Here is a 23,493-nt window from a genome sequence, read left to right as displayed (position 1 = left end):
AAGCCCGGCGCCACGCGGTTTTGTTGTCGGAGAACGGCCAGACCTGAAAGCCCGAGCCGCGGGGATCGCGCGCAGGTAATCTCCCTGCTCAAAAGGGGGAAGTGATGATTCAGGATGCGTTTATTCGATTAAGGGCAAAACAGCTCTACTGGCAGGGTTACCCGCCCGCCGAAATTTCGCGACTCATGGGCATCAACTCAAACACGGTTTATTCGTGGAAAAAGCGCGACGCATGGGATGACACAACGCCCATCAAACGGGTGACGCAATCCATTGATACCCGTCTCTGCCAGCTGAGCGCGAAAGACAATAAAACCAGTGGCGATTTCAAAGAGATTGATCTGTTAACCCGGCAGTTGAAAAAGCTGGATACCGGGCAGGCCTCCACTACCACAGGCGCTAAAAAAACCAGTCGACGCAAGAAGAAAAATCACTTCTCCGAGGAGCAGATCGAGGCGTTGCGCTTAAAAATTCTCGACTCTCTCGCATGGCACCAGCGCGGCTGGTACGAACAGCGCGATCAGCGTAACCGGATGATCCTCAAATCGCGGCAGATTGGCGCTACCTGGTACTTTGCACGCGAGGCGTTGCTGGGCGCACTGAGAACGGACGTTAAGCACGACTACCAGCGCAACCAAATCTTTCTGTCAGCATCACGAAAGCAAGCGCTACAGTTCCGCAACTTCATCCGCAAAGCGGCTGAAGAGGTGGACGTCGAACTTAAAGGCGGCGAGCAAATCACGCTGTCAAACGGCGCGGAGCTGCATTTTCTCGGGACATCAGCTGCGACCGCGCAGTCCTACACGGGGCACCTGCGATTTGATGAGTTTTTCTGGACCGGTAACTTTATCAATCTGCGTAAGGTTGCCGGCGCTATGGCAACGCTCAAAGGCTTAACGCGTACGTACTTCTCCACGCCATCCAGCGAAAGCCATGAAGCCTATCAGTTCTGGACCGGCGATCGGTGGAATGCGAAACGGCCTAAAGCGCAGCGCGTTGATTTCGATGTGTCCTGGAAGAAAACGCGTAGCGGCGTGCTTTACCCGGACAAAACGTGGCGGCAGATCGTCACTATTCAGGACGCTATCAACAATGGCTGGGACTACACCGACATTGATGAAATCCGGGACGAAAACAGCCCTGATGAATTTGAAAACCTGTACATGTGCGAGTTCGTCAAAGACGGCGAAAGCGCGTTCAATCTTAGCCAGTTACTGGGGTGCGGCGCTGACGGGTATGACGATTGGCCCGACTGGAAACCGTTCGCCAGTCGCCCTATGGGGCAACGTGAGGTGTGGCTGGGCTACGACGCCAACGGCGGCAGCGGCAATGGTGATGCCGGTGCTCTATCCGTGACGGTCCCTCCCCTTGTGGCCGGCGGCCGGTTTCGCACGGTTGAATTGAAGCAACTGCGAGGACTTGAGTTTGAGCAGCAGGCGGCGGTCATCAAAGAGGCAGCCGAGCGCTACAACGTCACTCACATCGCCATTGACGGGCAAGGCGTCGGGGAGGCGGTCTGGCAGATTGTTAAAAACTGGTTCCCGGCGGCTATTTGCTACCAGATGAGCCTCTCTTCCAAGCGCGCCCTAGTCCTCAAAATGTTGCAGGTTATACGCGCCGGCCGCTGGGAATATGACCGCAGCGAGCAGGGTCTGGTCAGAGCCTTCAACGCTGTTCGCAAAGTTGTTACGCCCGGCGGTTTCATCACTTACGAAACTGACCGATCGCGCGGCGTAAGCCATGGCGATATGGCGTGGGCAACCATGCTTTCGATTATCAATGAACCGTTGGGCCAGGAAAGTGGCGGCGGTGGTTTCGCAATGGGATGGTAACTGTGAAAAAGAAATACGGTAAAAAGCCGATAGCCAGCACAGCCGGTTCTGACATTGCGGAGTCACTGAAGGCCGATCCCGCGTTGACAGCGTTCAGCTTTGATGGCCCTTATCCCGTGCGTGATATGGCCGATTTGCTGGACAATCTCTATTGCCTGGACAACGGGCGATACTATGAGACGCCAGTGGATTTTTACGGGCTGGCTAAAGCTCCACGTCAGAGCGCCTGGCATGAGTCGGCGTTGTATTTCAAACGAAATGTGCTCACCGGCTGCTTTATCCCGCACAAGCTGCTCAATCGCCAGACCTTTTCCGCGTTTGCGCTGGACTGGTTCACGTTTGGCAATGCCTATCTCGAATTGCCGCGTAATCGCCTGGGCGGCCCGCTACCCTTCAAACACTCTCTGGCGAAGTACACCCGGCGTGGGAGCACAGATCTCGATCAGTACTGGTTTATCCGGCGCTGGAAAGAAGAGCACACGTTCAAATCAGGAACGGTTTGTCACGTTCTGAACCCTGATATTAATCAGGAGGTCTACGGTATGCCGGAATATATGGCAGCACTGCTGGCCGCCAGCCTGGCCCACTCCGCTGACATGTTCCGTAAGTTGTACTACGACAACGGATCGCATGCTGGATGTATTGTCTATATTGGCGCTGGACAGGTTGATGATAAAAGCATGAAGGCAGTCAAAGAGACGTTGACCGGTGCGCGTGGGAAAGGCGCATTTAAAAACCTGCTGCTGCATGCGCCAGGCGGCGGCAAAGACGGCGTGCAAATCCTCCCCTTCCAGCAGATCACGGCGAAAGATGAGTTTATCAACATTAAGAACGCCACCCGGGACGACATACTCGCAGCGCACCGTATCCCGCCGCAGCTGATGGGCGCCATGCCAGAGGGAAACGGATCATTTGGGGATATCGAGAAAGCCGCCCGGGTCTACGCTATCAACGAGCTGACGCCCGTAATGGAGGCGCTGAAGGTGGTGAACGAGTGGATCGGAGAAGAAGTGATCCGCTTTAACCCTTACGCGTTGCTTACCCCTGAGAAATAACCGCCAGAAAATTCAGTTTCTTTAAACAATATCAGCCATTTATAACAGGCCAGTGTTTTCGCTGGCCTCATCTTTTCTACTGAAAAAAATCCCGCATCAGCGCCCCTCTGCGCGTCGCTGCTTTTTCCCTGCACAAGGCATGCCTCCAACCAAAACGACCGCTCACCGTGACGCAGAAACCGTGAAATTGCGTATTCTGCCGCCTTCCCTGCCCTGACCCATTTGCGGGGGCTTGCCCCCCGTCACCTGCGCGCAGCAATCCTCTCATTTTTCGTGCATGTATAAAGTCAACTATTGGACTCGCAAATCTAGCTCTAAAGGGAAAAAGTACATTAATAAAATTGTGCAAAATTGCGCAAAATTGTGCACACTTACAATATCTTCACCTTAAAAAACCAATAACTCTTAGGGGGTCAGATGTATTACGCAGAAACTAAAGAACAATTTGAAAATGGTTTCCATCCGGAGTCTGATATATTCAAAAGAAAGCCTCTTTTTGATTTAATTATGAATTTTATCAATAACTCCCCTGAAAGGGGGTTAGTTTTAGCTCTAGATGATAAATGGGGTAATGGAAAAACATCATTCCTTAAAATGATGACTTCTGAAATAAAAAACTGCGATGATTATAATGTTAATGTGATTTACTATGATGCATTTGAAAATGATTATCACACAGACCCTTTCGTTTCGTTAACAGCTGAGATTTATCAGAGTCTGAATGAGAAAAAAAGCAAACTTGAGAATATACAAAACTCTCTAGTTGAAACGGGTAAAAAAGTTGGCGCGAGCTTATTAAAGGGCGGAGTGAATTATGCCATCAATTCTTTTACTGGAGGATTGTTAAATGGAAGTATCCTTGAGCCTGCGAAGGAAGCCATTTCAAATGCAGTCAATGATCCCATTGAGAAGTATATTGAAGATAAAATAATATCAGGTAAAAAAGAAAAAACAGATATAATTAACTTTAAAAAAACATTAGAATCTATTTACAATGAAAACAATATGAAAACAGTATTTATTATAGATGAACTCGACAGAGCTCGACCTGATTATTCATTGGATTTACTTGAAAAAATAAAACATCTATTCTCAGTTGAAGGTTTTGTATTTGTATTATCCGTCAATAGAGAACAGTTTGAAAAAAGCATAGTACAACGATATGGCAACATCGATTCAAGAACATATCTCAACAAATTTGTTAACTATTGGTTCAACCTCCCAAAAATAAACTCACTATCTGGAGATGTCGGCTCCGGATACTTATCTTCAACGACAATGACTCACATATTAAATCTTGACAAAAATATTAAATTTCTATCACGCAATGGAGAAATCATAAATACACTGTCATTTCTAATCGACATAAATGAATATTCATTAAGAGAAGCAGAAAGATGCTATACATTATTATGCGCCATTGACAACAAAGAGGCATTGAATAATTTCAGCAGTAGCACCTATCATTCTCTCATTGCCTTCATTGCATTTCTGAAAGTTGTAAACCCTGACTTACTACTTGATATCACACATAAAAGAAAGTCTAAAGAGGATATCTTAAAGACATTAAACCCCAAAAATATAGACGCCGAGAAATTCTCATTTAATTTATACCCTATAATTCACCTACTGAACTATCATTACGCCTCAGATAAGGAACTGGAGGAGGCAAGAGTAAATAAAATATACTCTGACATTGAACTGTTCAGGTTTGGAACTAAGAAAAGAGATGTTTTTGCTGATATGAATCAGATTATAGAAAACTTTCATATTGGAAGATAAAGCTATAAACCTCGCAGAAAATACTGTGAGGTTTATATTTGGCTGTTGCTATTTAAAGATGATTCATTATATTATTTATTTTCAAATCATCGTTTAAAATCCATACAGCCATAAATCACTAGATTTAACTTTAACCGAAAACCTAACAGCCACACAATAACACCCTAAGCCGACTAATATAGTTTCATGCTGGCTCTTCACCTTCATCTAACTGTTCATCATGTATTTTCATCTGTTCTAAAATCGCTTCGCCAACTTTTATCTCCTTAATAAGCTCAGCAAGGGAATTCTCGAGTTCAGATTTATTCGAGCACACAAACTTACTTCCGTTATATTTAATTATGCATGGGTATCCATTTGCACCTTTTTCCCATTGAGCGACTTCAATGCCGTTTCTTCCTTTATGATTAAATATAGCCAATGCTTCATAGGTTGCCTTCTTACCTTGGGAGGCCATCATCATTTCAGCTACTGACATAGTGGCTCGTTCAATAAGATTGATAGGTTCCTTTTGAAAATCCCCAATGCCAAAACTTGCCTTACTCTGGCTAATCTCCTGAACTTGATTACTTAAAGCTTCCAATACTGAAGATATTTCCATTTTATTAATAGCTGCTTGTTTAGCGGCTGCAATACCTGATAGTATTGATTCTTTATAATCTTTCATGTTACCCCCTTTCAATCATAGAAATAATTGGTAAGTGATCAAATTTTGACTTAGAACTATAAATAAACCTAATAAACTCTTCATCATAAAAAACTTGTGTCATTGATTCATTTAAATACCAGCCACCTCCATTAACAAAACTGGATGAAAATAGTATTTGATCAACCGTTTTCCATTTATTAGACTGATCTCCTTTATAATAATAAGTACCACATCCCTGGTAATCCAAAGCATTAGGGTGTAGGTAGCTATGTATCATATGTCTCCAAAATGGATTATATAGAAGACCTGGTGTTTTCTTAACAAGATTTATATCCCTTGATGCAAATAATGCATCGGTCAAACATTCATTGAATGGCTCATCATTGAAGTCCCCTAGTACTATGACATTACTAACCTCACGAACTTCAATACTTGACATAATAGCATCCCGCAATAATGATCCTAACAGGATTTTTTGGGGAGAGTCTGCATGTTCATAAAGCCTACTAGACCAATGAACCAAGTATAAAGTTAATGGCTCTAGGGTATCACTTATTAGAAAGTTAACTTCCTGTCCGGCATATAAAGTTTTTGACACTTGATTTTTACTAATGACATTTGAGCTTATAAACTTCAATACATTTGTTTTATATATAATGCAAAGATCAAATTTCTTTTTACCTTGCTGAACGGTTCCATCATACAAGGAATAGTCAGAAGCAGGAAAAAAACTTGTCAAGAAATCAATATCTCCCTGCGACACTTCACATAAACAAATTACATCTACAGATCGCTGATTAATCAACTTGATTAAAGTTAGGCACACATAAGCCTTGTGTTCCTCACTAGCTTTATTTTCCTTTGAATGTGGGGAAAGGCTTGTGTTCCACCATGCAAAGGTGATTTTTTTCTTACTATTCACTTCCATTATGCCATATCCCCAGACGCAAATAGAAATACTGATCTCTCATCACATTACTTTAAGAAGGTTGCCAATAAACGTCAACAATAACACATGGATAAATGCACTTAAATTACCCTCTCATCCTTTACGTTTTATCGTATTCTGCCAATGACTGAGTAATCCCCATACAGCTACGTACTCACTAGTTGGTTTGTCTTTATCGCCTGCACGCCACACGGTCACCTCTCTCAATATGCCATTTTCCACAGCAAGCATACCATCACTATGACGAAGGCGGGCACCGCTAGCGATTGATCGCACTACGCATTCACTAACAAAGAACCGGCAGCTACACAACTGCGCACCAATGCTGGCAAGGCCTTCTTCAGTGATGCCTTCTTTATTTGTCGCTTTTTTCTGCTGTACGTGCCGCAATACCACCTTGACCGTTTTATTCTGATATTCAGCAACTGCGGCGGCATAGTTTTCAGCCCGCTGTTTCGCTTCAAGCTGAAGCTGCTCACGCCAGCGCTGATCTGCTTCTTCCTGTGTCATACTCATGTCTTTACAAGCGGCGACCTTTGGCCCCCAGGATAACGCGGAGCTGTCATAAATCGACGTGCGCAACACTCGAACGGCGCACGCAAATGCTTGATCTGAACTTTCGCGGGGCGCTTTCCTCAACCTGTCGGTGATCTCCTGCCTTTGCTCGCGTGAATATCGTCTTAAATCTTCGATATTCCGCGGAAGTTCTGTCCTTTCTGACGATGTTTTTTCTTTCATTTCTGCGCTCACCGTACAGTTATTGACAGAACTCCCAGGTACTTAACTTCAGAGTAATAGAATGGCTGTTCTTTAAAAGCTAATAAGTTACGTTTAGCTTTAAGATGCCTGCGTGTGATTTTAAATTTATCAATACATACGCTAGCATTAGTCTGCTAGCGTATTACTTTCATTTAGAGATGTTATTATAATGCACTAAACAATCTCGCACAGCATTTAGTACTGGTAAGAAACCTGAAAAATTAATATTTTTTTCATTAACTTTAATAACCTTCAATGAGAAGTCATTTTTTCCATAGTGCGTGCTTTTATTATAATTATTAGACTTATCAAATGACCGACCATCAATAACAGTACTTAATACAGAACTATCAAAAAGATCCTCCATACATGAGTCCCTATCTCCAGGAAGGAGCGGCGTCAGTACAATATATAAATTATGTATAATATGGGTGAAGCTATTTTTTTTAATAGAGTCCTCAGTTACACCTAAGGATTTAGCTATTTTTCGAACAATGGTTCTAGTTCCACTGTCGTTATCCAAAATCATAATGACTGGATACAAAGGGGTATGATTAAATCGCTTATATTGTTCTGGATAACGAGTGATAAATTTCTCAAATTCAGCCGCCCCCCCTGATATATCGAGAAAATAACTTGTTCTTGTACTTTCCCTAAAAAAATTAAGCGAATAATTTATATTGCCTGTAGCATTGTTTTTTTTCACTAATGTAGGATAAGTTAAAAAAAGTGATCTTAAAGCACATTTAAGATAGACTCTATCTGTTTTACCTTCGACAAGTATGGTAGGCACATGTAATCCATGAAAATATTTATAATATAAAAACTTACTCAGTGTTTTTTCTCTACGATTAAGTTTTCCTTCATAGTTCAAACCATAATTAAAAGATTGATACTTTTGAGGTTGTTTGTTAGCTAGTTTTAATTTATTGTTGTACTTATCTATGCTATCGATAAAGGACATCATGCCTTCTAATTGGTTTAAAGTCCCTTTTTGCGGTTTTGCATTTTCCTTTATAATAGCAAATGATTGATCCTTGTATAAGGTATGAGCCATAGCTCTTACTTTTTTGTAATATCTATTGTCGACATTAACTTTTTTATTAACAGTTAGCCCAGTAACTTCTTGCCGGGAAGTTGAATAAAGCAACCTTGTTTTTCTATGATTTATTCTAAAACCTGCACGTTCAATTTCTTTAAGTAACACAGCCCCGACATTCACAACATCATTATCAATTACCAGTTCTTGGGGAAACTCTTTTTTATTTGTGGAAAAGGTAATATCATCAGCATATCGAGAATATTGACATCCATTTTTCTGAGCTAACTTGCTTAATCTTATATCAAGAATAGTGCATATCAAATTGCTGATTATTGGAGAGCAAGGGCTTCCTTGTGGAAGGCTGTTATTAAAACATGCAATTTGCGCTATAGTTGTGGCAATTAATGGTGATAATTTAAAATCATTGTTCGCAATAAAAAAACCACGAACTCGGCCAAAGTTTATTGACTCGAAAAAATTTTCCAAATCAATATTCAACAATATCCTTTTATTTCGATGTCTGGTTGCATTTGTAACAATGGTTTTATTTTTTTCAAAACCATGTGATAATACAGGATTTATTTTCCTTTCAAAATGTATATTCGCCTGACATTCGTAAAGAAGTTCTGCTAAACGCTTTTGAATATCTTTGAGTTTAGATGAAGGAGATGATATTAGCCTAAAGCTTCCATCTTTTTTTGGTATTCGAAACTGGCTGTATTGTGTGTTAACTCCATTTCTATACAGGATGTTGGTTAAGAAATGAGCTTTTAAATTTAATAAAGCAGCTAATTCTTGCCGGGTGGTGATAAGCCTTAACCGCTCAATAGTAGTTGGAGCAACCATATTTACATTCCCTGCTGTGATAGAATTACACATAGGGGCACTCTTACGCAAAGCATAGAGTTATACGAAACGATGAAACAAGGATGTCAGAAGGCGAGTCCCTCTCACATTTAGATCACAGGCTGCGATACCACAACCTACAAATCTGCCCCTATGTGCAAGATTAAGTTATCAAACTGATGGCATTATGTAAATCGTGTAATTACTCATTTTCGAGAAACTATTAATTTCAATGAATAGGGTCAAAAATCCAGAATTTTAATTAGCTTTTTAGAACAAATAAAAAACAAAGAATTTCAATACGTTGCATGGAAACGATGTTTTTTCACCTGTTATAGAAAGTAGTTCGTAATTTCCGTCATAACAGCTCAGTAGAGATTGAGAAAGTGACCTCCGGCGTACAAAAAATGTTCAGCATCAGTTTCATCTGAACTTAATCTCCCAAGGAGGTAAAGGTCGCTTAATCAACACGTCATAGGTCATTTATCAAACCGCTTTGAGTGACTCAATGGCATTCCCTTGGCTCTACATGCTTCATGAAGACGCCTAGTAATGGCTTTTCTTTCTTTAAGCGATAATTTATTTATATCCAGCTGTCCCGATTCTTCTTCTAGATCCTGCGACTCCAATCGTTGAGGATTATTCAATACTCTTTTGCCTCCCTTTTTGGGGGGCTGGGGATAGTTATTGCCACGAGTCCAAGGGGCGACGGGGTCGCCCTGGGCGGCGCTTTCAGCGCCTGGGTTAGCGGAAGCCTTCTTCACCATCTTCCAGGTATGGACATGCGTGCATATTTTGTTTTCTTTACCGGTGATTGGCGACCAAATGCCATAAATACGAATCCCGTGATCGCCATAGGTTCCTGGTTCGACTGTCGGCTCGTAGGCGGTATGAATGAGGTAATTTTTGCGGGGAACAAGTACACCGCCCTGCTTCATAATGTAAGTGGCAAAACAGCCAACATCAGCAGCAGCAAGCACAGCGTCCAGTTTTGGATCCATAAGTACCGGAGCACCCGGTTTGCTGGTTTTCATTGCACGAGTTGCCTGCGATGCGAACAATCGTAACTCGCGGTACGCCTGGCGGCCTGGAATCCCAAAAAAACGAAATTGTTGAACACGGTGCAACGATGCCCACGCAGTGACGTGCTCGGCACTATCACGTAGTGATTTACCCGTCTCCTTGCTGACGGTGTCACCCAGCCCACGCCCATCGATGTTTTTACTAACGTACTTTGCAATATAACTGGCCGGAGTCCCCTTTCGCGGGTCTATCAGCTTTGACTTGAAACGAGCGCCAGTGTTATTGCCAAGTTCGGCGCGATCTTCTCGGATAGCGAAACGACGCAGCAGCTCTGTGATTGCACGTCGATGTTTTTTGCGCATAAAACACAATAAATGCCAGTGCACAGTGCCATCGTGATGTGGTTCGGCTACGCGGACGCCGTACCAGCGCAGCTCCTTTTTGTGCATTGCCTTACGGAATGCCGCAAACGTATCAACCAGATAGTCGCTGCTTTTCCTAACTGTCGAATGATCCCATGTAGGGTTTGGCTTCCCGTTCATCAGTGTGGCGTGGTACTTAGAAGGACAGGTGATGGTATAGAACATGGCGCAGTCGCCACGCATTTCAGCTATCAATTCCAGGCCTTTGACACAGGCCATCATCTCATTACGACGGTGCGCTGGATTGCTGGCACTTGCAAGCACCACATCCTCCATGCTGAGCGTGTCGCCATCTTCGTTAATCAGATCATGGTTGCGGAAAAAATCCATCGCCTTACGGCGTTGTTCCCGCTTCTGCAACAGAATGTCATGGCTGACATAAGGTGATGCGTGCCGATGAACAAGGCACGCTGCCCGGAGCAACTCTTCCCGCCATTCGTTGCGGAGTTGCCACAGCTTACGTTGCCACCAGTCAGCACAACGCATACGGGCAAGCGCGCCCGGTATCAGCTCGTAGTTAATCGGGTTGCGGCGATTATGTTTGCTGCGGAGCGCCTCATAACCCGGCGGGATAACATCGAGGCGTGACACTTCGGCCGCCACACGACGATAGAGCTCCAGTATTACGATGGGAGAAGCTAATTCATCGGTCAGCATCTCACCGCAAAGCTGGATAAAAATCATATCAATGTGCGCTGCGACCAGCGTTGAAAGCCGCTTAACCTCCCGCTGATTCAGTTCAGCAAGTCGAAGGAGTTGATCAAGGCTATCCCTACCAGCCATGGCCTGGAATGACAGCGACGCCTGGTTAGCACGGACCTTGTCAATCCTCACTAATGAGGGAGTAATGACCTCATTCAGATAGGTGGGCAAATGGCGCGGATCCTCTGATTTTTCCAAATACTTAATCCTTGTTTCCAGCGGCTTGCGCAGGAAACCAGGAAAGCTGGCGACGTTATCACGAATCAGGGTAAGAGGATCAACACGATGGAGTTCTGCATGTCGCTTAGCTTTCTCAATCAGCGCATCATTCAATTCGTCATAGTGCCAGGGATCGCAATGTGCCACAGAAAAGAGGTACTCTTCTGCTGCACGACTCATTGCTTCAGCCTGCTCGCGTTGATCGCTTTTATCCTGCTCATAAAGAGCAATCCAGACGGCCAGCGCAGATGGTTTCCGTGCAGGCACATCAACAGCATAAGGGTTTACTGGCTGCTTTCTGGCATTCCAGCTCCATGCCAGGGATGTGGAGTCAGGCATAACTCACCTTCGAATCTTATTTTGCAAAGCCAACGCTTTAACAAGCCGGTGCGCCAAACATTTCGGCATATGTCGCATCACCCATCACCGCCCCACAGTCCGGGCAACCTCCACCACCAGAACGACCGCAACCACCACACACGCGAAGAACGCCAATCACTTCACCGGCCATATCGCGGGTTTTGGCGCTAACGGAACGTCGAACTCTGAAGGCGTGGAGATTGAAAGCGGAGTAGATCTGGCGTGTTTCTAGTGTGTCGCTATTCGAGATGGCCGATCGCGTTCCATGCTGGCGATTAACGTCCAGCAACGCCGTAACCAAAGCGCGGTGATCATCCAGGGTAAATGGCTTGCCGTAAGCGGTAAAATTGGCTGTTTTGCTAGTCGGGATGTACGGTGGATCGCAGTAAATCACGGAGTCCAGGCGATTCCTGGCGACGTACGGAATGGAAGTACGAAAATCATTACAAAGAAAGAGCGCGTGAGTATCCCGCGCCTTTTCGGCAAACAAGCGCATTTCGTCTTCTGGGAAATAAGGCGCCTTATAGCTGCCAAATGGAACATTGAAACCGCCATCCCTGTTGGTGCGATAAAGCCCGTTAAAGCAGTGGCGGTTCAGGTATAAAAATGATGCCGCCCACCGTACAACGTAATCATCTGCACACTCGTCATCCCACGACTGGTGGTTGAACAACTTGCGCTCTTCGTAATAGCTATCTTCGTTATTGCCATTTCTGAATACATTTTTGGCGATCAGTATCAATCTTTCAGGGTCTTCCCTGAGCGCGCGGAAGAAATTGATCAATGCGCGATTGCTGTCACAAAGCACATAGCGGCGGTATTCCGTATTCATAAAGACTGTGCCACTACCTACAAAGGGCTCAATCAAGCAATCGGCTTTAGGTAAGTGCTTCAGCAGCTCCGGCAACACGCGGGTTTTACCGCCAGCCCACTTAAGAGGTGACTTAATCATTTGCGGCATTCCTGGTTATAGGTTTCATGGGTCATCAGTCGCCACTGCTTACCACCGTTTTTGCTGAGCAAACGCCAACGGAGGCCAATGCGGATCACGAGATAGGCGTGTGGCTTGACGCGGGTGTAATTACGCTGTCCACGAGCAAAGCAATTCAGGGCGGCAAGCGCCCTCTTACAAACCGGCAACGGCGCGTTACAAACAACAGACAGATGCGAATGCATGGCGGCCCTCATAGCGATCCAATGTGTGGAGAGGTCAAGCGCTGCCAGATTTCGCAGACTTGCTCCGCTTGATATCGCGCGTCAGTGAGCGTGTAACGTGCCAGGGCGCTTCTCGCATGAGGTGCATAGTCTGTGGCAGCAGCAAGGTCGAGAAGTGAACGAATGCAGCGGTATTTTGTGCCTTCAGGGAAAATGCCTGACACCTCTAAGCGATCCACGGCATAACGAAGTGAAACCAGTTTTTCCGGGGCATCTTTGAACCATACGAATAACGCCGCGTTCCGGGGACAGGTATTGTCGGCGATGAAAGCAGCAAGGCTGCAAAGTGCATCTTCTTCAGCTTCGGTTGCGCTCATTACTTCGGCGCGCCAGTGAGAGTCTTTTTTCATCCAATCGAATGCCGTACTAATGCTGATACGGCCCTTCAAGCTTTCAGATTTACGAATGTCTATCGAAGAATAAAAAACCTTTCCGATCTGCCCTGTTGAGGGTTCAAAAAACACAGCTTCAATGGCACACAGAGGTGATGACGGTTTCTTACTAACGTTAATCAAATCGATCATTACGTGATTCATGGTCTACTGCCCTCGCTGGTGATTGTTTCGTGGTTGGCTATCCACTGCTCAAGTGCTGAATAAATCTCTTCGGGGGTAAGGCCTTGCTCTTTCAGCAGGCCCATACGGATGCGCAGCAATCCGAGTAAGTGGGCGCGCTCGCCTTTGCGCGCATTGGTGCTGATTCCCATAAACTCTGGATCGCTTATTCCGCCTTCCGGCTTTATTGACGTAACCGACATGCAACCTCCTGAAAAAGGCAAAACGTATCCCCGGCAAAGTAAATGCCGTTATTTTTGAAGCGGGTTAATCAATTGTTTTAGCGCGATTTTCTTTTAATCTGCTTGAATATCCTTTCATGCCAGTAATACATGAAATCAATAAAGGTCATTCGCGCGCGATCGTGATTACCGCGAATTGCTTTTTCGAGCCCGTAAATTATTAAATCTTTAGACGGGCTTTTTGAACTAATGGTGATACGAGCACCATTTTTTAGATGTACAGTGAACCCCTGCTCGGCACTTTCCACTGCTTCTCGAATCAGCATTTCCTGTTCAAAGGATGTTTTTTCTTCGGTGAACATGGCGTACTCCGATGATCAGTTAAAGCGAGGGGGCTCCAGCCGCCAGGAGGCTCTAGCTCCCAGTTTCAGGTGTTCCAGGATCTCCGGTGTAACCTCTACGGTTACCTCCTGCGGCTGAACAAACTTCATAGCCTTCTTCAGTTGCTCAGCGTCCAGAGATAGCAGGTCGTATGGTTTAGGGATATCACCATCAGTGACGGAAATAATGATGTTGCGGAGTACTTCAAGAGTGCATTCATCATTCTCGCCTTGAAGCATCGCGAAATGATAGAGGTGGGATACGCCGTGGCGTAAAAGCTGGAGAGAGTAATCATGATTCCATTCCAGAAACTCTTTATTGAAATGGAAGCATTGTAAAAGCGAGTTAATTTTTTCTGCATATTCGAGTTTCATTTTCGCCCCCAGAGATTAAAAAGCAATGAAGTGCTTTTTACTCATGATTCTGTCAATCGTTCGACATGCTTCTGATAAAGCAAAGTCGATGCCGTAATAATGGCCTGTGTGCGTAATTTGATAGCGCTGGCGGCTGTACGGTTTTTTGCGTGGGAGTTTCAGAATAGTAAAACCACAGTAGAGGCTGGTTTTGCTATTGAGCTGTGATACTGATCCGCGGCTACCGTTCTTCATGTTTCCTCTCCTGAAAACGGCTATCGACCTGGCTCACCGAGACCAAGCCACATCAACCACCCTTCCCTGATCTCCTTTGGGCGACTTTCGTAGGCCAGTTTCATGCCGTTGTTCCAAGCTGGAAGGTAAACCCAGTATTCGCCGGCACGACCAGAAGTAGACTGGGGATCGGTCATCTCGATTACAGGAAGCTTCCCTTTCTCGATCATTCCTCTTACCGCAGCCGGCGTTTTCCCGATGAGTCTGGCAAATTCCTGATAAGGAACCGCATCGGTCGTGCTTGTGATTTGCTTTACCATTAACATTTCCTCGTTATTCGGTTCATGGATTGCTCTTAATGGCTTATAGTTGGCTTTAGTGTTCAATACTAAACACTAAACAGTTTACATCTAAACACAATACTATTGAGATCTAAACACCATGTCAAACGCGTTAAACGAGAAAATCGTCTTAATAAGAAAATCTGAGTATCTAAGTAGACAGCAACTCGCTGATCTAACAGGAATTCCTTATGGGACTTTAAGTTATTACGAAAGCGGACGCTCAACCCCACCAACCGACGTAATGATGAAGATTCTGCAAATACCTCAATTTACTAAATACACGCTGTGGTTTATGACCGATCAGGTTTCGCCTGAAGCCGGTCAAATCGCACCGGCCCTCGCACACTTTGGGCAAGACTTAACAACCTCGCAGCACTCAGACCAAAAGACTGGTTAACAATCAACCAGTCCTACATACATTTCAAATGTCTATTATTGGTCGAAAAGTATTCATCACATAATTGCAACGCGTTGAGGCCGAAAGGCAAACGCACCCATCGGAGGGTTTTCTTATGACTATTAAGAAACTCGATGATGGTCGATATGAAGTGGACATCAGGCCTGCTGGTCGCAATGGAAAGCGTATCCGCAGGAAGTTTGCTAAGAAAAGTGAAGCGGTAGCTTTCGAGAAGCATACCCAGTTCAACCACCACACCAAAGAATGGTTATCAAAACCGACGGATAAGCGGCATCTGTCTGAACTGATACAGCTTTGGTGGAATTTGAAAGGAAAGCATGAGGAGCACGGTCGGATAAACCGCAACAAGTTAGATATTTTTTGCAGGATTACCGACGATCCTTGTGCTTTTCAGATTACGAAAGCGCTGATTAGTCAGTATTACGCGGCGCGAAGAAGTCAGGGCATTAAAGCTTCTACTATTAACCGTGACCTCAACAGCATCAGTGGCATGTTCACAGCACTTATCGAGGCCGAGTTGTTCTCGGGTGAACATCCGATCAGAGGCCGGAAGAAGTTGAAAGAAGAAGTCCCCGAAACAGGCTATCTGACACAAGACGAAATCAAACACTTGCTCTTTAGACTGGATGGCGACAACAAGAAGATAGCTGTTCTCTGTTTAAGTACAGGTGCTCGTTGGGGTGAAGCGGCTCGACTCAAGGCAGAAAACATCATACAGAACCGTGTGACGTTCGTTAAAACCAAGAGTAACAAGCAGCGGACTGTTCCAGTATCAGCGGAAGTGGCAAAACTCATAGCAGATGGTAAGCGAGGGTTGTTATTTGGTAAGGCGTCGTATTCTGACTTCAGGCAGATACTTAGGGAGGTAAAACCTGATCTTCCGACCGGCCAGGCAACGCATGCACTACGCCACAGTTTCGCGACGCACTTTATGATTAATGGGGGAAGCATCATTACATTACAGAGGATCCTAGGACATGCGCGAATTGAGCAAACTATGGCCTACGCTCACTTTGCGCCCGAATACCTCCAGGACGCAATCTCACTTAACCCGCTGAGAGGTGGTGCTGATGCGTAAAATGTCCACATTATGTCCACACTTAGGTAGGTAAATATGGCTTTCAATGGTCTTGCGTGCCGCGCAACCCCGCATTGCACCGTTGAAAGCCGCAGTATCTGGGGTGGCTAACGCCCCCGATGGGGCTTTTTTTCCCGCCGTGTCGACAAGTATTCCCCAGACAGATGTGATAAATTTAAAAATATCACTGTTTACTCGACGCTGATGTCCGTTTGCAGCCCAATATGCTGGGGTGACGTTTGGCGTGCTGGAGCTGTATTATTCATGTCAGATTTTATTCTTGCGCGGGTGTCGCAAACCCTCGCTACGGAACAGTCCCTGGAAACCCTGGTGCGCCAGCTGCTGGAGATGCTGGAGGCGGTGACGCGAATGGAGTCCACCTACCTTACCCGCATCGATATCAACGCCCAGCGGCAGCAGATCATGTTCGCCCACAACAGCAGCGAAATGCAGATCCCGGAAGGATTTTCCGTCCCCTGGGATGAATCTCTGTGCAAACGCGCCCTTGAGGATCAGTGTACGTTTAGCAATGACGTCGCCCGTCGCTGGCACTCCTGCATCGCCGCCCAGGAGCTGGGGATCGCCACCTTTTTAAGCATTCCTGTGCGCCTGGCCGACGGCTCTCTGTTCGGCACCCTCTGCGCCACCAGCCGGCAACAACAGCCTTATAATCTTGAAGGTGAACAGGTCATGGGCCTGTTCGCGAAGCTCATTTCCCACTACGTGGAAAAAGACACCCTGGTGCAACAGCTGCAGGCGGCAAACGTCGCGCTGGAGCTGCACTCGTCGACCGATGAGCTCACCCAGCTCCCTAATCGCCGCGCGCTGTTTAAGCAGCTGGCGCTACGCTTTGCCTCCGCCCGCGCTCAGCAGCAACAGGTCGCGCTCATTTTTATCGATCTCGACGGTTTCAAAGCCATTAACGATCGGTTCGGCCATCCGTGCGGCGACAGCTTTCTGGTGCAGGTCGGCGAACGACTCACCGCCGTCGCGCGCCGGGAAGATATCGTTGGCCGCCTTGGCGGCGATGAGTTTTTGATCGTCGGTAGCGCCCAGCCGCCCGCGGCGCAGCAGGCGTATGTCACCACCCTGCGCCAGGCCCTGTGCGGCGTCTACTTCCTCGGCGAACAGCGTATCAACTATGAGGGCGCCAGCTTCGGGGTGGTCATCTGCGATCCGCAGAGTATCGATGTTGAAGCGGCCTTACGCGCTGCCGATGAGGCGATGTATCAGGATAAGAAGTCTCGCCGGCAGGAGAATTTTATTCATATTGACTAAAGTCACGCGATATCCAGTATCATGCTGGGCATCATTCGTGGGTACAGGGACACTATCATGAAATTGGGTATTCTTTTCCCGGTGGCGATCTTTATCATCGCCGTCGTCTTTCTCGGCTGGTTTTTTGTCGGCGGCTATGCGGCGCCGGGCGGAGCATAATGAAAAAAAGCACCATTATTATGCTGGTTGTCGCCATCGTGGCGGTGGCCGGCGCCCAGTTCGGCTGGTGGTGATCGCCGCGGCGATATTGCGGAGTTGTCCTATCCCATCAATAAGTTAACGCTTTACACTCACGTTATCCGCCGCGGCATTCTCGGCCCCGGGGAAAGAAAAATAGCGGGAGAAGTAAGGATGAAAAAACCGATCGTGTTACCGTTGATTATTGCGCTGTGCACGCTGTTATCGGGATGCATTGTTGACGATGGCTATCACCACCATCGCCATCACCACCATCATCACTATCATGACGATGATTAATGCTTCACGCTGTTGATGAGCCGATAAAACAGGGCGAACTTTGGTTCGCCCATTGACGCTTAATCCTGACGCTCGTCGCCGAGGAAAATAAAGCCGAGCGGAATAGCGAAGAGCGCGGTAAAGACGATGCTGTAAACCGTCACCATCGCCCCCTGCAGGAAGAACATGGACGTCGTCCACTCCGAGTACGGCATATTGTACTCGCTCACCACGCCGCCAAAGGTCGCCCGTCCCACCACCGCCAGCGCGATAGCAAACACCGCCGCGAGCGACAGACAGTATTTTTTGCAGTTTTTATTGCTGAGGAGTTTTTGCAGAATCATCCGGGCTTCCTTTTTGCTGAGCGATAAACGGCTGTATATGTAACACCAATGCAATAAAAAATGAAGGGTTTTTGTTACAGAGCAGAATAAGAGGCGGCGGGCCGGTCTGTGGGTAACCGGCCCGTGGGGATCAGGACTGCAGGGTAGCCAGGCGCGCGGCGAATCCAACGAAAACCAGGCCAATCAGGCTGTTGCCAAGTTTGGCCAGCTTCTTGCGGGTTTTGACGTAGCGGGTGACAAACGAGCCGGAGAGGATCAAAAAGCTCATATAGCAGAAGCTTATCACCTCGAGGGTCAGCGCCAGAATAAAGAACGCCACCCCGGGTGCTTTGGCGTTGACGTCGATAAACTGCACGAAAAACGACACATAAAACAGAATCGCTTTCGGGTTGGTCAGACTCAGGGTCAGGGAGCGCTTAAGGATTGCGCTCGCCGGCTCTGCGCTGGCGTCGGCCTGGCCGTCACGCTGGGTCAGCACCGCATAGAGCATTTTGCCCCCCAGCCACAGCAGGTAAATCGCCCCGAGGTAACGGACGACGTTAAACAGCACCGGCGTGGTCTTAATCAACGTTGCCACGCCGGCAAAGGCCAGAAACATCAGCACCGCGTCACCAATAAAGACGCCCGCCGCCGCCAGATAGCCTTTCTTTACGCCGTGGGCAATGCCCGTCTTCAGCACAAAAAACGTATTAGGGCCAGGGACGAGGATGATAAACACCGCCCCGACCAGGTAGGTCAAATAATTCAGAACACCAAACTCAGCGAACACTCTGCACTCCTTCGCGCACGACTAAAACATGATCCGGCTCACGTTACCCCAACTGTCGTGATTTTGAAAGCGCAGCCTGTGCGGGAAGGTTAATAGACGGAGGGTTCACCCAGCGGGCGGGTTTTAAAACGGCGATGCACCCACAGATACTGCTCGGGGGCGCGCAGGATCTCGCGCTCAATCACCTTGTTGATATAGCCGGCGGCAATCTGCTTATCCTCACCCGGATAGTCATTCATCACTTCGCTAATGTGCAGGCTGTAGCCCTGGCGATCCAGCTTGCGCACCATGCTGATGCTCAGCATTTTCGCCCCCGATAAACGGGAAAGCACATAGGTGCCGTTGGTGGTAGCCGCCTGCGGGACGGAGAAAAACGGCGCAAACACGCTGCCCTTGGGGCCGTAATCCTGGTCCGGAGCAAACCATACCGCTTCGCCTGATTTTAAGGCATGTACCAGGCCGGTCAGGTTGTTGCGATCGATCATCGCTTTGTTCGAGCGCAGGCGACCGCGGGTTTGCACCCACTCCATCAGCGGACTGTTGTGCGGACGATAGGTGGCCATCATTGGACGACACAGCCCCATGGCGCGCCCGCCCAGCTCCAGCGACATAAAGTGTACGCCGACGACCATCACCCCTTTCCCGCCGCTAAGCGCATGATTAAGGTTGGCAAAGCCCTCGACATCAAACCATTTTTTAACCCGCTCGTCGCTCCAGAACCAGGCCATGCCGGTTTCGATAAGCCCCATTCCCAGCGACATAAAGTTTTGATCGATCAGGGTCTCGCGCGCCGCCGGCGACATCTCCGGGAAGCAGAGCTCAATATTGCGCCGGGCGATATGTTCGCGGCGTTTGAGAAAGCGTCGGGAAAGACGACCCGCGCTGGTGCCGATAAAATGCAGCAGCGGATAAGGCAGTTGCACGATCAACCAGAGAATGCCGAGCCCGAACCAGGTCAGCCAGTTGCGCGGGTGTAAAAGTTGTTTATGAAATACGCAGGCCATGATTTTTCCTGTAAACATTAATTATGTGGTAACGCTTAAGGAAAACAGAGTCCATTTATCATCATTAGGCGGTACGTACAGCAAGTTCGACAATACTAATCCGGCGAAATTCCTTCCGGCAAGTAAAAAACTGCGTGCTGACAAAAAAACATAATTGCGGCACAAATGTTACTAAATGTAAACTTAAATCTTGCGGCCCTTTTAATATATTCATCATGTATATCATTTTCACGCTAATCATCCGCGTTACTAGCAGAAAAAACCGAATTCTTCGCCGGGGGCGCCCTGCCTGCGGGGAGATGTCGTCCGCTAAGCCGCGCGGCCAGCGGTGTGGCGCATCGCGTCGCGTCGTCATCGGTGGGCGTGATAATTAAAGCGCGCGCGCCGTGGAATGCATCATGTTTAATCTATCAGCATAAGGAAGATTAAATTCGCCTTAAGACAATAATTAAGAATAGGCTTATTTAAGCCTGCTTTAAAAATACTCGTCTTTCCCTGCGGAGGCATTTTAATGGCGCCCTCACCGGCTGCTAAAAAAATATTTCTTTACGCCTCGCGCATAAAAACAGGCGGGGTGAATGACGGACAATGATCCGCCGCCGGTTTGCACTCGCGTCGGGTCATTGAGAGAACAACGCGTCCAGGGCGCGAACCACGCCCTGGACGTAGAGGATCAATAGGTGTGGAAGTATTGCTGGATCAGCTGCGGATTTTTCGTCTGCGTCAGCGCCGTCATCAGCAGAATACGCGCTTTCGCCGGGTTAAGGGAATCGGCCACCAGCCCTGGCTGGCTGTCGTCCGGGGGCACCACGCCGCTGCCGGTGCGGGAGGCGCGCACCACTACAATGCCCGCCTGCTGCGCTTTTTTAATACCAGCAGCGCTACGTACCGATACAGAACCCGCCCCCGTGCCGGCGTAAATAATACCGTCGGCATGATGGGCGATCGCCGCATCGTACATATACTCCGGGTCGTCCTGGTAACCATAGATGATCACCACTTTCGGCAGAGCCTTCAGCTGACGCACATCGAAGACCGAGCGCAGGGTATGAATTTTATCCACCCGCGTTTCAAACTGGGGTTTTCCCCCCACCACGACGCCAAGATAACCCTCCTCCGGCGCCCGGAAAGTATCCAGCGAGGTGGCATTGGTTTTGGTGACGAAGCGCGCCGCGCCGATGCGGTCGTTAAGCACCACCATAACCCCGCGCCCACGGGCATCCGGGTCGGCGGCGACGGTGACGGCTTCCAGCAGGTTCATCGGCCCGTCGGCGCTGATCGCCGTCGCCGGACGCATCGCGGCGGTAAAGACCACCGGTTTATTGCTTTTCACCGTCAGATTGAGGAAATAAGGGGTTTCATCGAGGGTGTCGGTGCCATGAGTGATCACCACGCCATCGACATCATCCCGGGATAATAACGCATTCACCCGCTTCGAGAGCTGCAGAATAATATCGCTGGTCATATTCTCACTGCCGATATTCGCCACCTGCTCACCTTCGACGTGGGCGATTTTACTTATTTCCGGCACGGCGCTAATCAGCGTCTGCACGCCAATTGCCCCGGCCTTATAGCCCGTCGTCTGGGTATTGCTGGCCGCCGAGCCGGCAATCGTCCCGCCGGTGGCTAAAATGACAATATGCGGTAAGCGCGTCTCGCTAAACGCTAGGCTGCTCATCGTCAGTAACGCAATGGCAAGTAATGCTCTAAAATTCATACAAGTCACTCCCTTCATAGACATTAATCAAACTTACGCTTGCTTAATGCAAAGGGCTTGCCAGAATTGATATCTTTTACGGGGGGTAAATGGTTAACTATCAGACAATAATAAGGTTCTCGCATCAACATCGCCCAAATCTGGTGCATGACTGGATCTGAACCGGGCAGGCGCCATGAACCCATACATTATGAGTTTTTACCCTTTCAGCAACACACAACACGCATTGGGATCAGATTATCGACACTTCCGGCACCCCCGAGGTCATTTATGCCCGCCGGGTGACGCGAACGGAGAACAGAAATGCGTATTGCCCTGAAGTCGGCCCTGATGCTGACCACTAACGTCATTCAGATCATTAACCCTGATCTGCACCGGCATATGCAACGAACGGCCTTAATCGCCCTGACGCTGGCGCAAAGGCTGGGCTTGCCTGCCGAGCGGCAGCAGACCATCTTTTGCGCCGCGCTGCTGCACGATATCGGCGTACTGGGTGATAGACGCACCATTCATTCGCTGGATGCCATCGATAATATCCACGATCCGCATCAGCGCCAGGGGGCGGCGATGCTCGAGGGGTTAGCAACCTTCCGGCCCATCGTCCCCTTTATTCGCGACCACCACTTTAGCCCGGAGCACCGCGGCAGCCGCGAACAGCATATTGTCTATTTCGCCGATGCCTTTGAACGGCTGCTGCCGGCGGATAGCCGCGTGACCGCCTGGCCCACGCGGGCAGTGGTGGAGCAGTTCGTCACCCTGCACCGGGAGATCGATCCGTTACTCTGCGATACCCTGTGCGAGGTCGCTGAAAATGCGAACTTCTGGCAGCACCTGCATCCCGGGCATATTCAACGGCTGCTGGAAATTATTGCCCCCATCAACACGCTGTATCTGGATATTGACGGTCTGAAAGATGTCTGCCTGCTGATTGCCAAAATTGTCGACACCTACAGCAGCTTTACCGCCAGCCACAGTATTATGGTGGGGGAAATCGCCCGCCAGCTTGCCCATTGGATGCAGCTGCCGGAGCCCATCTGCCAGCAAATACAGGTTGCCGGCTATCTGCACGACATTGGTAAGGTTTATATCCCTCTTTCTATTCTGGAAAAAGAGGGGGAGCTGGATGACGACGAGCTGAGCCAGGTACGCGAGCACAGCTACATGACCGGGGATCTCCTTAGCGACTACAGCGAGCTTGGCGACATTATCAACTGGGCCTCGAATCATCATGAAAAACTGGACGGCAGCGGCTACCCTCTGCATCTCGAAAAGGATCACCTGACCCTCGCCGACCGCATTATCTCCATCGCCGATATTTTCACCGCCCTGACCGAAGATCGCCCTTATCGTAAAGGGATGGCCTGGCAGGAGGCCTTACAGATTATGGAAACGGATGTTATAAATGGCGCTCTGGATCGCGATGTCTTTCTCGTTTTGCGCCACCATGCGGAAACGCTACACGCCATCATTCTTCAGACCCTCGAACACCCCCGCAGCGAACACTGTCCCTGAAGCGGACCGCCGTC

Annotated in this window: 25 protein-coding genes; 9 read left to right on the top strand and 16 right to left on the bottom strand. The window is 48.0% G+C overall.

The window, feature by feature from the left end:
- Window positions 1–104: 104 nt before the first annotated feature.
- The 3 genes from ABLU95_RS16890 to ABLU95_RS16880 all read left to right on the top strand — a co-directional run bounded on the left by ABLU95_RS16890 (window position 105) and on the right by ABLU95_RS16880 (window position 4,669).
- Window positions 105–1,832 (top strand): terminase family protein, encoded by a 1,728-nt coding sequence (locus tag ABLU95_RS16890; RefSeq protein WP_023329534.1) that lies wholly within the window; start codon window positions 105–107, stop codon window positions 1,830–1,832.
- Complete coding sequence (locus ABLU95_RS16885; protein ID WP_048299347.1) at window positions 1,826–2,887, top strand: phage portal protein; 1,062 nt, start codon at window positions 1,826–1,828, stop codon at window positions 2,885–2,887. The genes ABLU95_RS16890 and ABLU95_RS16885 overlap by 7 nt, the downstream gene beginning before the upstream one ends.
- 417 nt (window positions 2,888–3,304) lie before the next feature.
- On the top strand, window positions 3,305–4,669 hold the full coding sequence (locus ABLU95_RS16880) for a P-loop NTPase fold protein (protein WP_285292548.1): 1,365 nt from the start codon (window positions 3,305–3,307) through the stop codon (window positions 4,667–4,669).
- A 184-nt stretch (window positions 4,670–4,853) separates the two neighbouring features.
- Here the strand turns inward: ABLU95_RS16880 and ABLU95_RS16875 are convergent, their stop codons facing one another.
- The 12 genes from ABLU95_RS16875 to ABLU95_RS16820 all read right to left on the bottom strand — a co-directional run bounded on the left by ABLU95_RS16875 (window position 4,854) and on the right by ABLU95_RS16820 (window position 14,879).
- Window positions 4,854–5,336, bottom strand: coding sequence for a hypothetical protein (locus tag ABLU95_RS16875; protein ID WP_285292546.1), 483 nt, complete (start codon window positions 5,334–5,336; stop codon window positions 4,854–4,856).
- Window position 5,337: 1 nt separating this feature from the next.
- Window positions 5,338–6,246, bottom strand: a complete 909-nt coding sequence (locus tag ABLU95_RS16870) for an endonuclease/exonuclease/phosphatase family protein (protein WP_285292544.1) — start codon at window positions 6,244–6,246, stop codon at window positions 5,338–5,340.
- Between the two features lie 114 nt (window positions 6,247–6,360).
- A complete protein-coding gene (locus ABLU95_RS16865) occupies window positions 6,361–7,005 on the bottom strand; it encodes a hypothetical protein (protein ID WP_348880028.1) in 645 nt (214 codons plus the stop codon).
- Between the two features lie 169 nt (window positions 7,006–7,174).
- Complete coding sequence (locus ABLU95_RS16860) at window positions 7,175–8,914, bottom strand: retron Ec67 family RNA-directed DNA polymerase/endonuclease (RefSeq protein ID WP_348880027.1); 1,740 nt, start codon at window positions 8,912–8,914, stop codon at window positions 7,175–7,177.
- Between the two features lie 479 nt (window positions 8,915–9,393).
- Entirely contained in the window at window positions 9,394–11,619 is a 2,226-nt protein-coding gene (locus ABLU95_RS16855) for a replication endonuclease (RefSeq protein ID WP_348880026.1), read from the bottom strand.
- Between the two features lie 37 nt (window positions 11,620–11,656).
- Complete coding sequence (locus ABLU95_RS16850; protein WP_348880025.1) at window positions 11,657–12,592, bottom strand: Dam family site-specific DNA-(adenine-N6)-methyltransferase; 936 nt, start codon at window positions 12,590–12,592, stop codon at window positions 11,657–11,659.
- 232 nt (window positions 12,593–12,824) lie between these two features.
- Window positions 12,825–13,379, bottom strand: coding sequence for a 3'-5' exonuclease (locus ABLU95_RS16845; protein ID WP_223226880.1), 555 nt, complete (start codon window positions 13,377–13,379; stop codon window positions 12,825–12,827).
- A gap of 8 nt (window positions 13,380–13,387) precedes the next feature.
- On the bottom strand, window positions 13,388–13,612 hold the full coding sequence (locus ABLU95_RS16840; protein ID WP_004213098.1) for a hypothetical protein: 225 nt from the start codon (window positions 13,610–13,612) through the stop codon (window positions 13,388–13,390).
- Between the two features lie 77 nt (window positions 13,613–13,689).
- Complete coding sequence (locus tag ABLU95_RS16835; RefSeq protein WP_065810863.1) at window positions 13,690–13,953, bottom strand: hypothetical protein; 264 nt, start codon at window positions 13,951–13,953, stop codon at window positions 13,690–13,692.
- A gap of 15 nt (window positions 13,954–13,968) precedes the next feature.
- Window positions 13,969–14,346 carry a hypothetical protein gene (locus tag ABLU95_RS16830; protein WP_348880022.1) on the bottom strand — a complete coding sequence of 126 codons (378 nt, stop codon included), beginning with the start codon at window positions 14,344–14,346 and terminating at the stop codon, window positions 13,969–13,971.
- Window positions 14,347–14,361: 15 nt separating this feature from the next.
- Window positions 14,362–14,580, bottom strand: coding sequence for a hypothetical protein (locus ABLU95_RS16825; RefSeq protein ID WP_023328080.1), 219 nt, complete (start codon window positions 14,578–14,580; stop codon window positions 14,362–14,364).
- Window positions 14,581–14,600: 20 nt separating this feature from the next.
- Window positions 14,601–14,879: a regulatory phage cox family protein gene (locus ABLU95_RS16820; RefSeq protein WP_023339925.1), complete on the bottom strand. Its 279-nt coding sequence runs from the start codon at window positions 14,877–14,879 to the stop codon at window positions 14,601–14,603.
- Between the two features lie 121 nt (window positions 14,880–15,000).
- On the opposite strand from ABLU95_RS16820, the gene ABLU95_RS16815 reads away from it, so the two are divergent.
- The 5 genes from ABLU95_RS16815 to ABLU95_RS16795 all read left to right on the top strand — a co-directional run bounded on the left by ABLU95_RS16815 (window position 15,001) and on the right by ABLU95_RS16795 (window position 18,154).
- Window positions 15,001–15,300 (top strand): helix-turn-helix transcriptional regulator, encoded by a 300-nt coding sequence (locus ABLU95_RS16815; protein ID WP_048024533.1) that lies wholly within the window; start codon window positions 15,001–15,003, stop codon window positions 15,298–15,300.
- 115 nt (window positions 15,301–15,415) lie between these two features.
- Window positions 15,416–16,399 carry a tyrosine-type recombinase/integrase gene (locus ABLU95_RS16810; RefSeq protein WP_065907439.1) on the top strand — a complete coding sequence of 328 codons (984 nt, stop codon included), beginning with the start codon at window positions 15,416–15,418 and terminating at the stop codon, window positions 16,397–16,399.
- A gap of 264 nt (window positions 16,400–16,663) precedes the next feature.
- Complete coding sequence (locus ABLU95_RS16805; RefSeq protein WP_017898645.1) at window positions 16,664–17,677, top strand: sensor domain-containing diguanylate cyclase; 1,014 nt, start codon at window positions 16,664–16,666, stop codon at window positions 17,675–17,677.
- 57 nt (window positions 17,678–17,734) lie between these two features.
- A complete protein-coding gene (locus tag ABLU95_RS16800) occupies window positions 17,735–17,836 on the top strand; it encodes a YoaK family small membrane protein (RefSeq protein WP_004150782.1) in 102 nt (33 codons plus the stop codon).
- 192 nt (window positions 17,837–18,028) lie between these two features.
- The gene (locus tag ABLU95_RS16795) at window positions 18,029–18,154 is read left to right on the top strand and encodes a hypothetical protein (protein WP_004203733.1); all 126 of its coding nucleotides are present in this window, start codon (window positions 18,029–18,031) and stop codon (window positions 18,152–18,154) included.
- A gap of 59 nt (window positions 18,155–18,213) precedes the next feature.
- Here ABLU95_RS16795 and ABLU95_RS16790 read toward each other — a convergent pair whose 3' ends face one another.
- From ABLU95_RS16790 to fraE, 4 genes are all read right to left on the bottom strand, one after another.
- Window positions 18,214–18,477: a DUF2534 family protein gene (locus tag ABLU95_RS16790; protein ID WP_004203731.1), complete on the bottom strand. Its 264-nt coding sequence runs from the start codon at window positions 18,475–18,477 to the stop codon at window positions 18,214–18,216.
- Window positions 18,478–18,607: 130 nt separating this feature from the next.
- Window positions 18,608–19,246 carry a leucine efflux protein LeuE gene (leuE, locus tag ABLU95_RS16785; protein ID WP_004203730.1) on the bottom strand — a complete coding sequence of 213 codons (639 nt, stop codon included), beginning with the start codon at window positions 19,244–19,246 and terminating at the stop codon, window positions 18,608–18,610.
- Window positions 19,247–19,335: 89 nt separating this feature from the next.
- Complete coding sequence (lpxP, locus tag ABLU95_RS16780) at window positions 19,336–20,250, bottom strand: kdo(2)-lipid IV(A) palmitoleoyltransferase (protein WP_023289231.1); 915 nt, start codon at window positions 20,248–20,250, stop codon at window positions 19,336–19,338.
- Between the two features lie 673 nt (window positions 20,251–20,923).
- Window positions 20,924–21,967 (bottom strand): fructose-asparagine asparaginase, encoded by a 1,044-nt coding sequence (gene fraE / locus ABLU95_RS16775; protein WP_348880018.1) that lies wholly within the window; start codon window positions 21,965–21,967, stop codon window positions 20,924–20,926.
- A gap of 303 nt (window positions 21,968–22,270) precedes the next feature.
- On the opposite strand from fraE, the gene ABLU95_RS16770 reads away from it, so the two are divergent.
- Window positions 22,271–23,479, top strand: a complete 1,209-nt coding sequence (locus tag ABLU95_RS16770) for an HD domain-containing phosphohydrolase (RefSeq protein ID WP_348880017.1) — start codon at window positions 22,271–22,273, stop codon at window positions 23,477–23,479.
- Window positions 23,480–23,493: the final 14 nt, after the last annotated feature.

The organism is Klebsiella sp. GG_Kp146 (assembly GCF_040061975.1).
In the GTDB taxonomy this organism is placed as follows: domain Bacteria; phylum Pseudomonadota; class Gammaproteobacteria; order Enterobacterales; family Enterobacteriaceae; genus Klebsiella; species Klebsiella quasipneumoniae.
Note: the sequence above shows the minus strand (reverse complement) of the source record. Positions and strands in the feature narration are given on the sequence as shown.

Excerpts from the sequence above, each read along its gene's own strand:
- ABLU95_RS16770 (WP_348880017.1), top strand. The coding sequence starts at position 22,271 with ATGCGTATTGCCCTGAAGTCGGCCCTGATGCTGACCACTAACGTCATT.
- ABLU95_RS16855 (WP_348880026.1), bottom strand. The coding sequence starts at position 11,619 with ATGCCTGACTCCACATCCCTGGCATGGAGCTGGAATGCCAGAAAGCAG.
- ABLU95_RS16810 (WP_065907439.1), top strand. The coding sequence starts at position 15,416 with ATGACTATTAAGAAACTCGATGATGGTCGATATGAAGTGGACATCAGG.
- ABLU95_RS16805 (WP_017898645.1), top strand. The coding sequence starts at position 16,664 with ATGTCAGATTTTATTCTTGCGCGGGTGTCGCAAACCCTCGCTACGGAA.
- lpxP (WP_023289231.1), bottom strand. The coding sequence starts at position 20,250 with ATGGCCTGCGTATTTCATAAACAACTTTTACACCCGCGCAACTGGCTG.
- ABLU95_RS16890 (WP_023329534.1), top strand. The coding sequence starts at position 105 with ATGATTCAGGATGCGTTTATTCGATTAAGGGCAAAACAGCTCTACTGG.
- ABLU95_RS16830 (WP_348880022.1), bottom strand. The coding sequence starts at position 14,346 with ATGAAACTCGAATATGCAGAAAAAATTAACTCGCTTTTACAATGCTTC.
- ABLU95_RS16835 (WP_065810863.1), bottom strand. The coding sequence starts at position 13,953 with ATGTTCACCGAAGAAAAAACATCCTTTGAACAGGAAATGCTGATTCGA.
- ABLU95_RS16860 (WP_348880027.1), bottom strand. The coding sequence starts at position 8,914 with ATGGTTGCTCCAACTACTATTGAGCGGTTAAGGCTTATCACCACCCGG.
- ABLU95_RS16870 (WP_285292544.1), bottom strand. The coding sequence starts at position 6,246 with ATGGAAGTGAATAGTAAGAAAAAAATCACCTTTGCATGGTGGAACACA.
- ABLU95_RS16850 (WP_348880025.1), bottom strand. The coding sequence starts at position 12,592 with ATGATTAAGTCACCTCTTAAGTGGGCTGGCGGTAAAACCCGCGTGTTG.
- ABLU95_RS16790 (WP_004203731.1), bottom strand. The coding sequence starts at position 18,477 with ATGATTCTGCAAAAACTCCTCAGCAATAAAAACTGCAAAAAATACTGT.
- ABLU95_RS16840 (WP_004213098.1), bottom strand. The coding sequence starts at position 13,612 with ATGTCGGTTACGTCAATAAAGCCGGAAGGCGGAATAAGCGATCCAGAG.
- fraE (WP_348880018.1), bottom strand. The coding sequence starts at position 21,967 with ATGAATTTTAGAGCATTACTTGCCATTGCGTTACTGACGATGAGCAGC.
- ABLU95_RS16815 (WP_048024533.1), top strand. The coding sequence starts at position 15,001 with ATGTCAAACGCGTTAAACGAGAAAATCGTCTTAATAAGAAAATCTGAG.
- ABLU95_RS16845 (WP_223226880.1), bottom strand. The coding sequence starts at position 13,379 with ATGATCGATTTGATTAACGTTAGTAAGAAACCGTCATCACCTCTGTGT.
- ABLU95_RS16865 (WP_348880028.1), bottom strand. The coding sequence starts at position 7,005 with ATGAAAGAAAAAACATCGTCAGAAAGGACAGAACTTCCGCGGAATATC.
- ABLU95_RS16825 (WP_023328080.1), bottom strand. The coding sequence starts at position 14,580 with ATGAAGAACGGTAGCCGCGGATCAGTATCACAGCTCAATAGCAAAACC.
- ABLU95_RS16820 (WP_023339925.1), bottom strand. The coding sequence starts at position 14,879 with ATGGTAAAGCAAATCACAAGCACGACCGATGCGGTTCCTTATCAGGAA.
- ABLU95_RS16880 (WP_285292548.1), top strand. The coding sequence starts at position 3,305 with ATGTATTACGCAGAAACTAAAGAACAATTTGAAAATGGTTTCCATCCG.
- ABLU95_RS16795 (WP_004203733.1), top strand. The coding sequence starts at position 18,029 with ATGAAAAAACCGATCGTGTTACCGTTGATTATTGCGCTGTGCACGCTG.
- ABLU95_RS16875 (WP_285292546.1), bottom strand. The coding sequence starts at position 5,336 with ATGAAAGATTATAAAGAATCAATACTATCAGGTATTGCAGCCGCTAAA.
- ABLU95_RS16885 (WP_048299347.1), top strand. The coding sequence starts at position 1,826 with ATGGTAACTGTGAAAAAGAAATACGGTAAAAAGCCGATAGCCAGCACA.
- ABLU95_RS16800 (WP_004150782.1), top strand. The coding sequence starts at position 17,735 with ATGAAATTGGGTATTCTTTTCCCGGTGGCGATCTTTATCATCGCCGTC.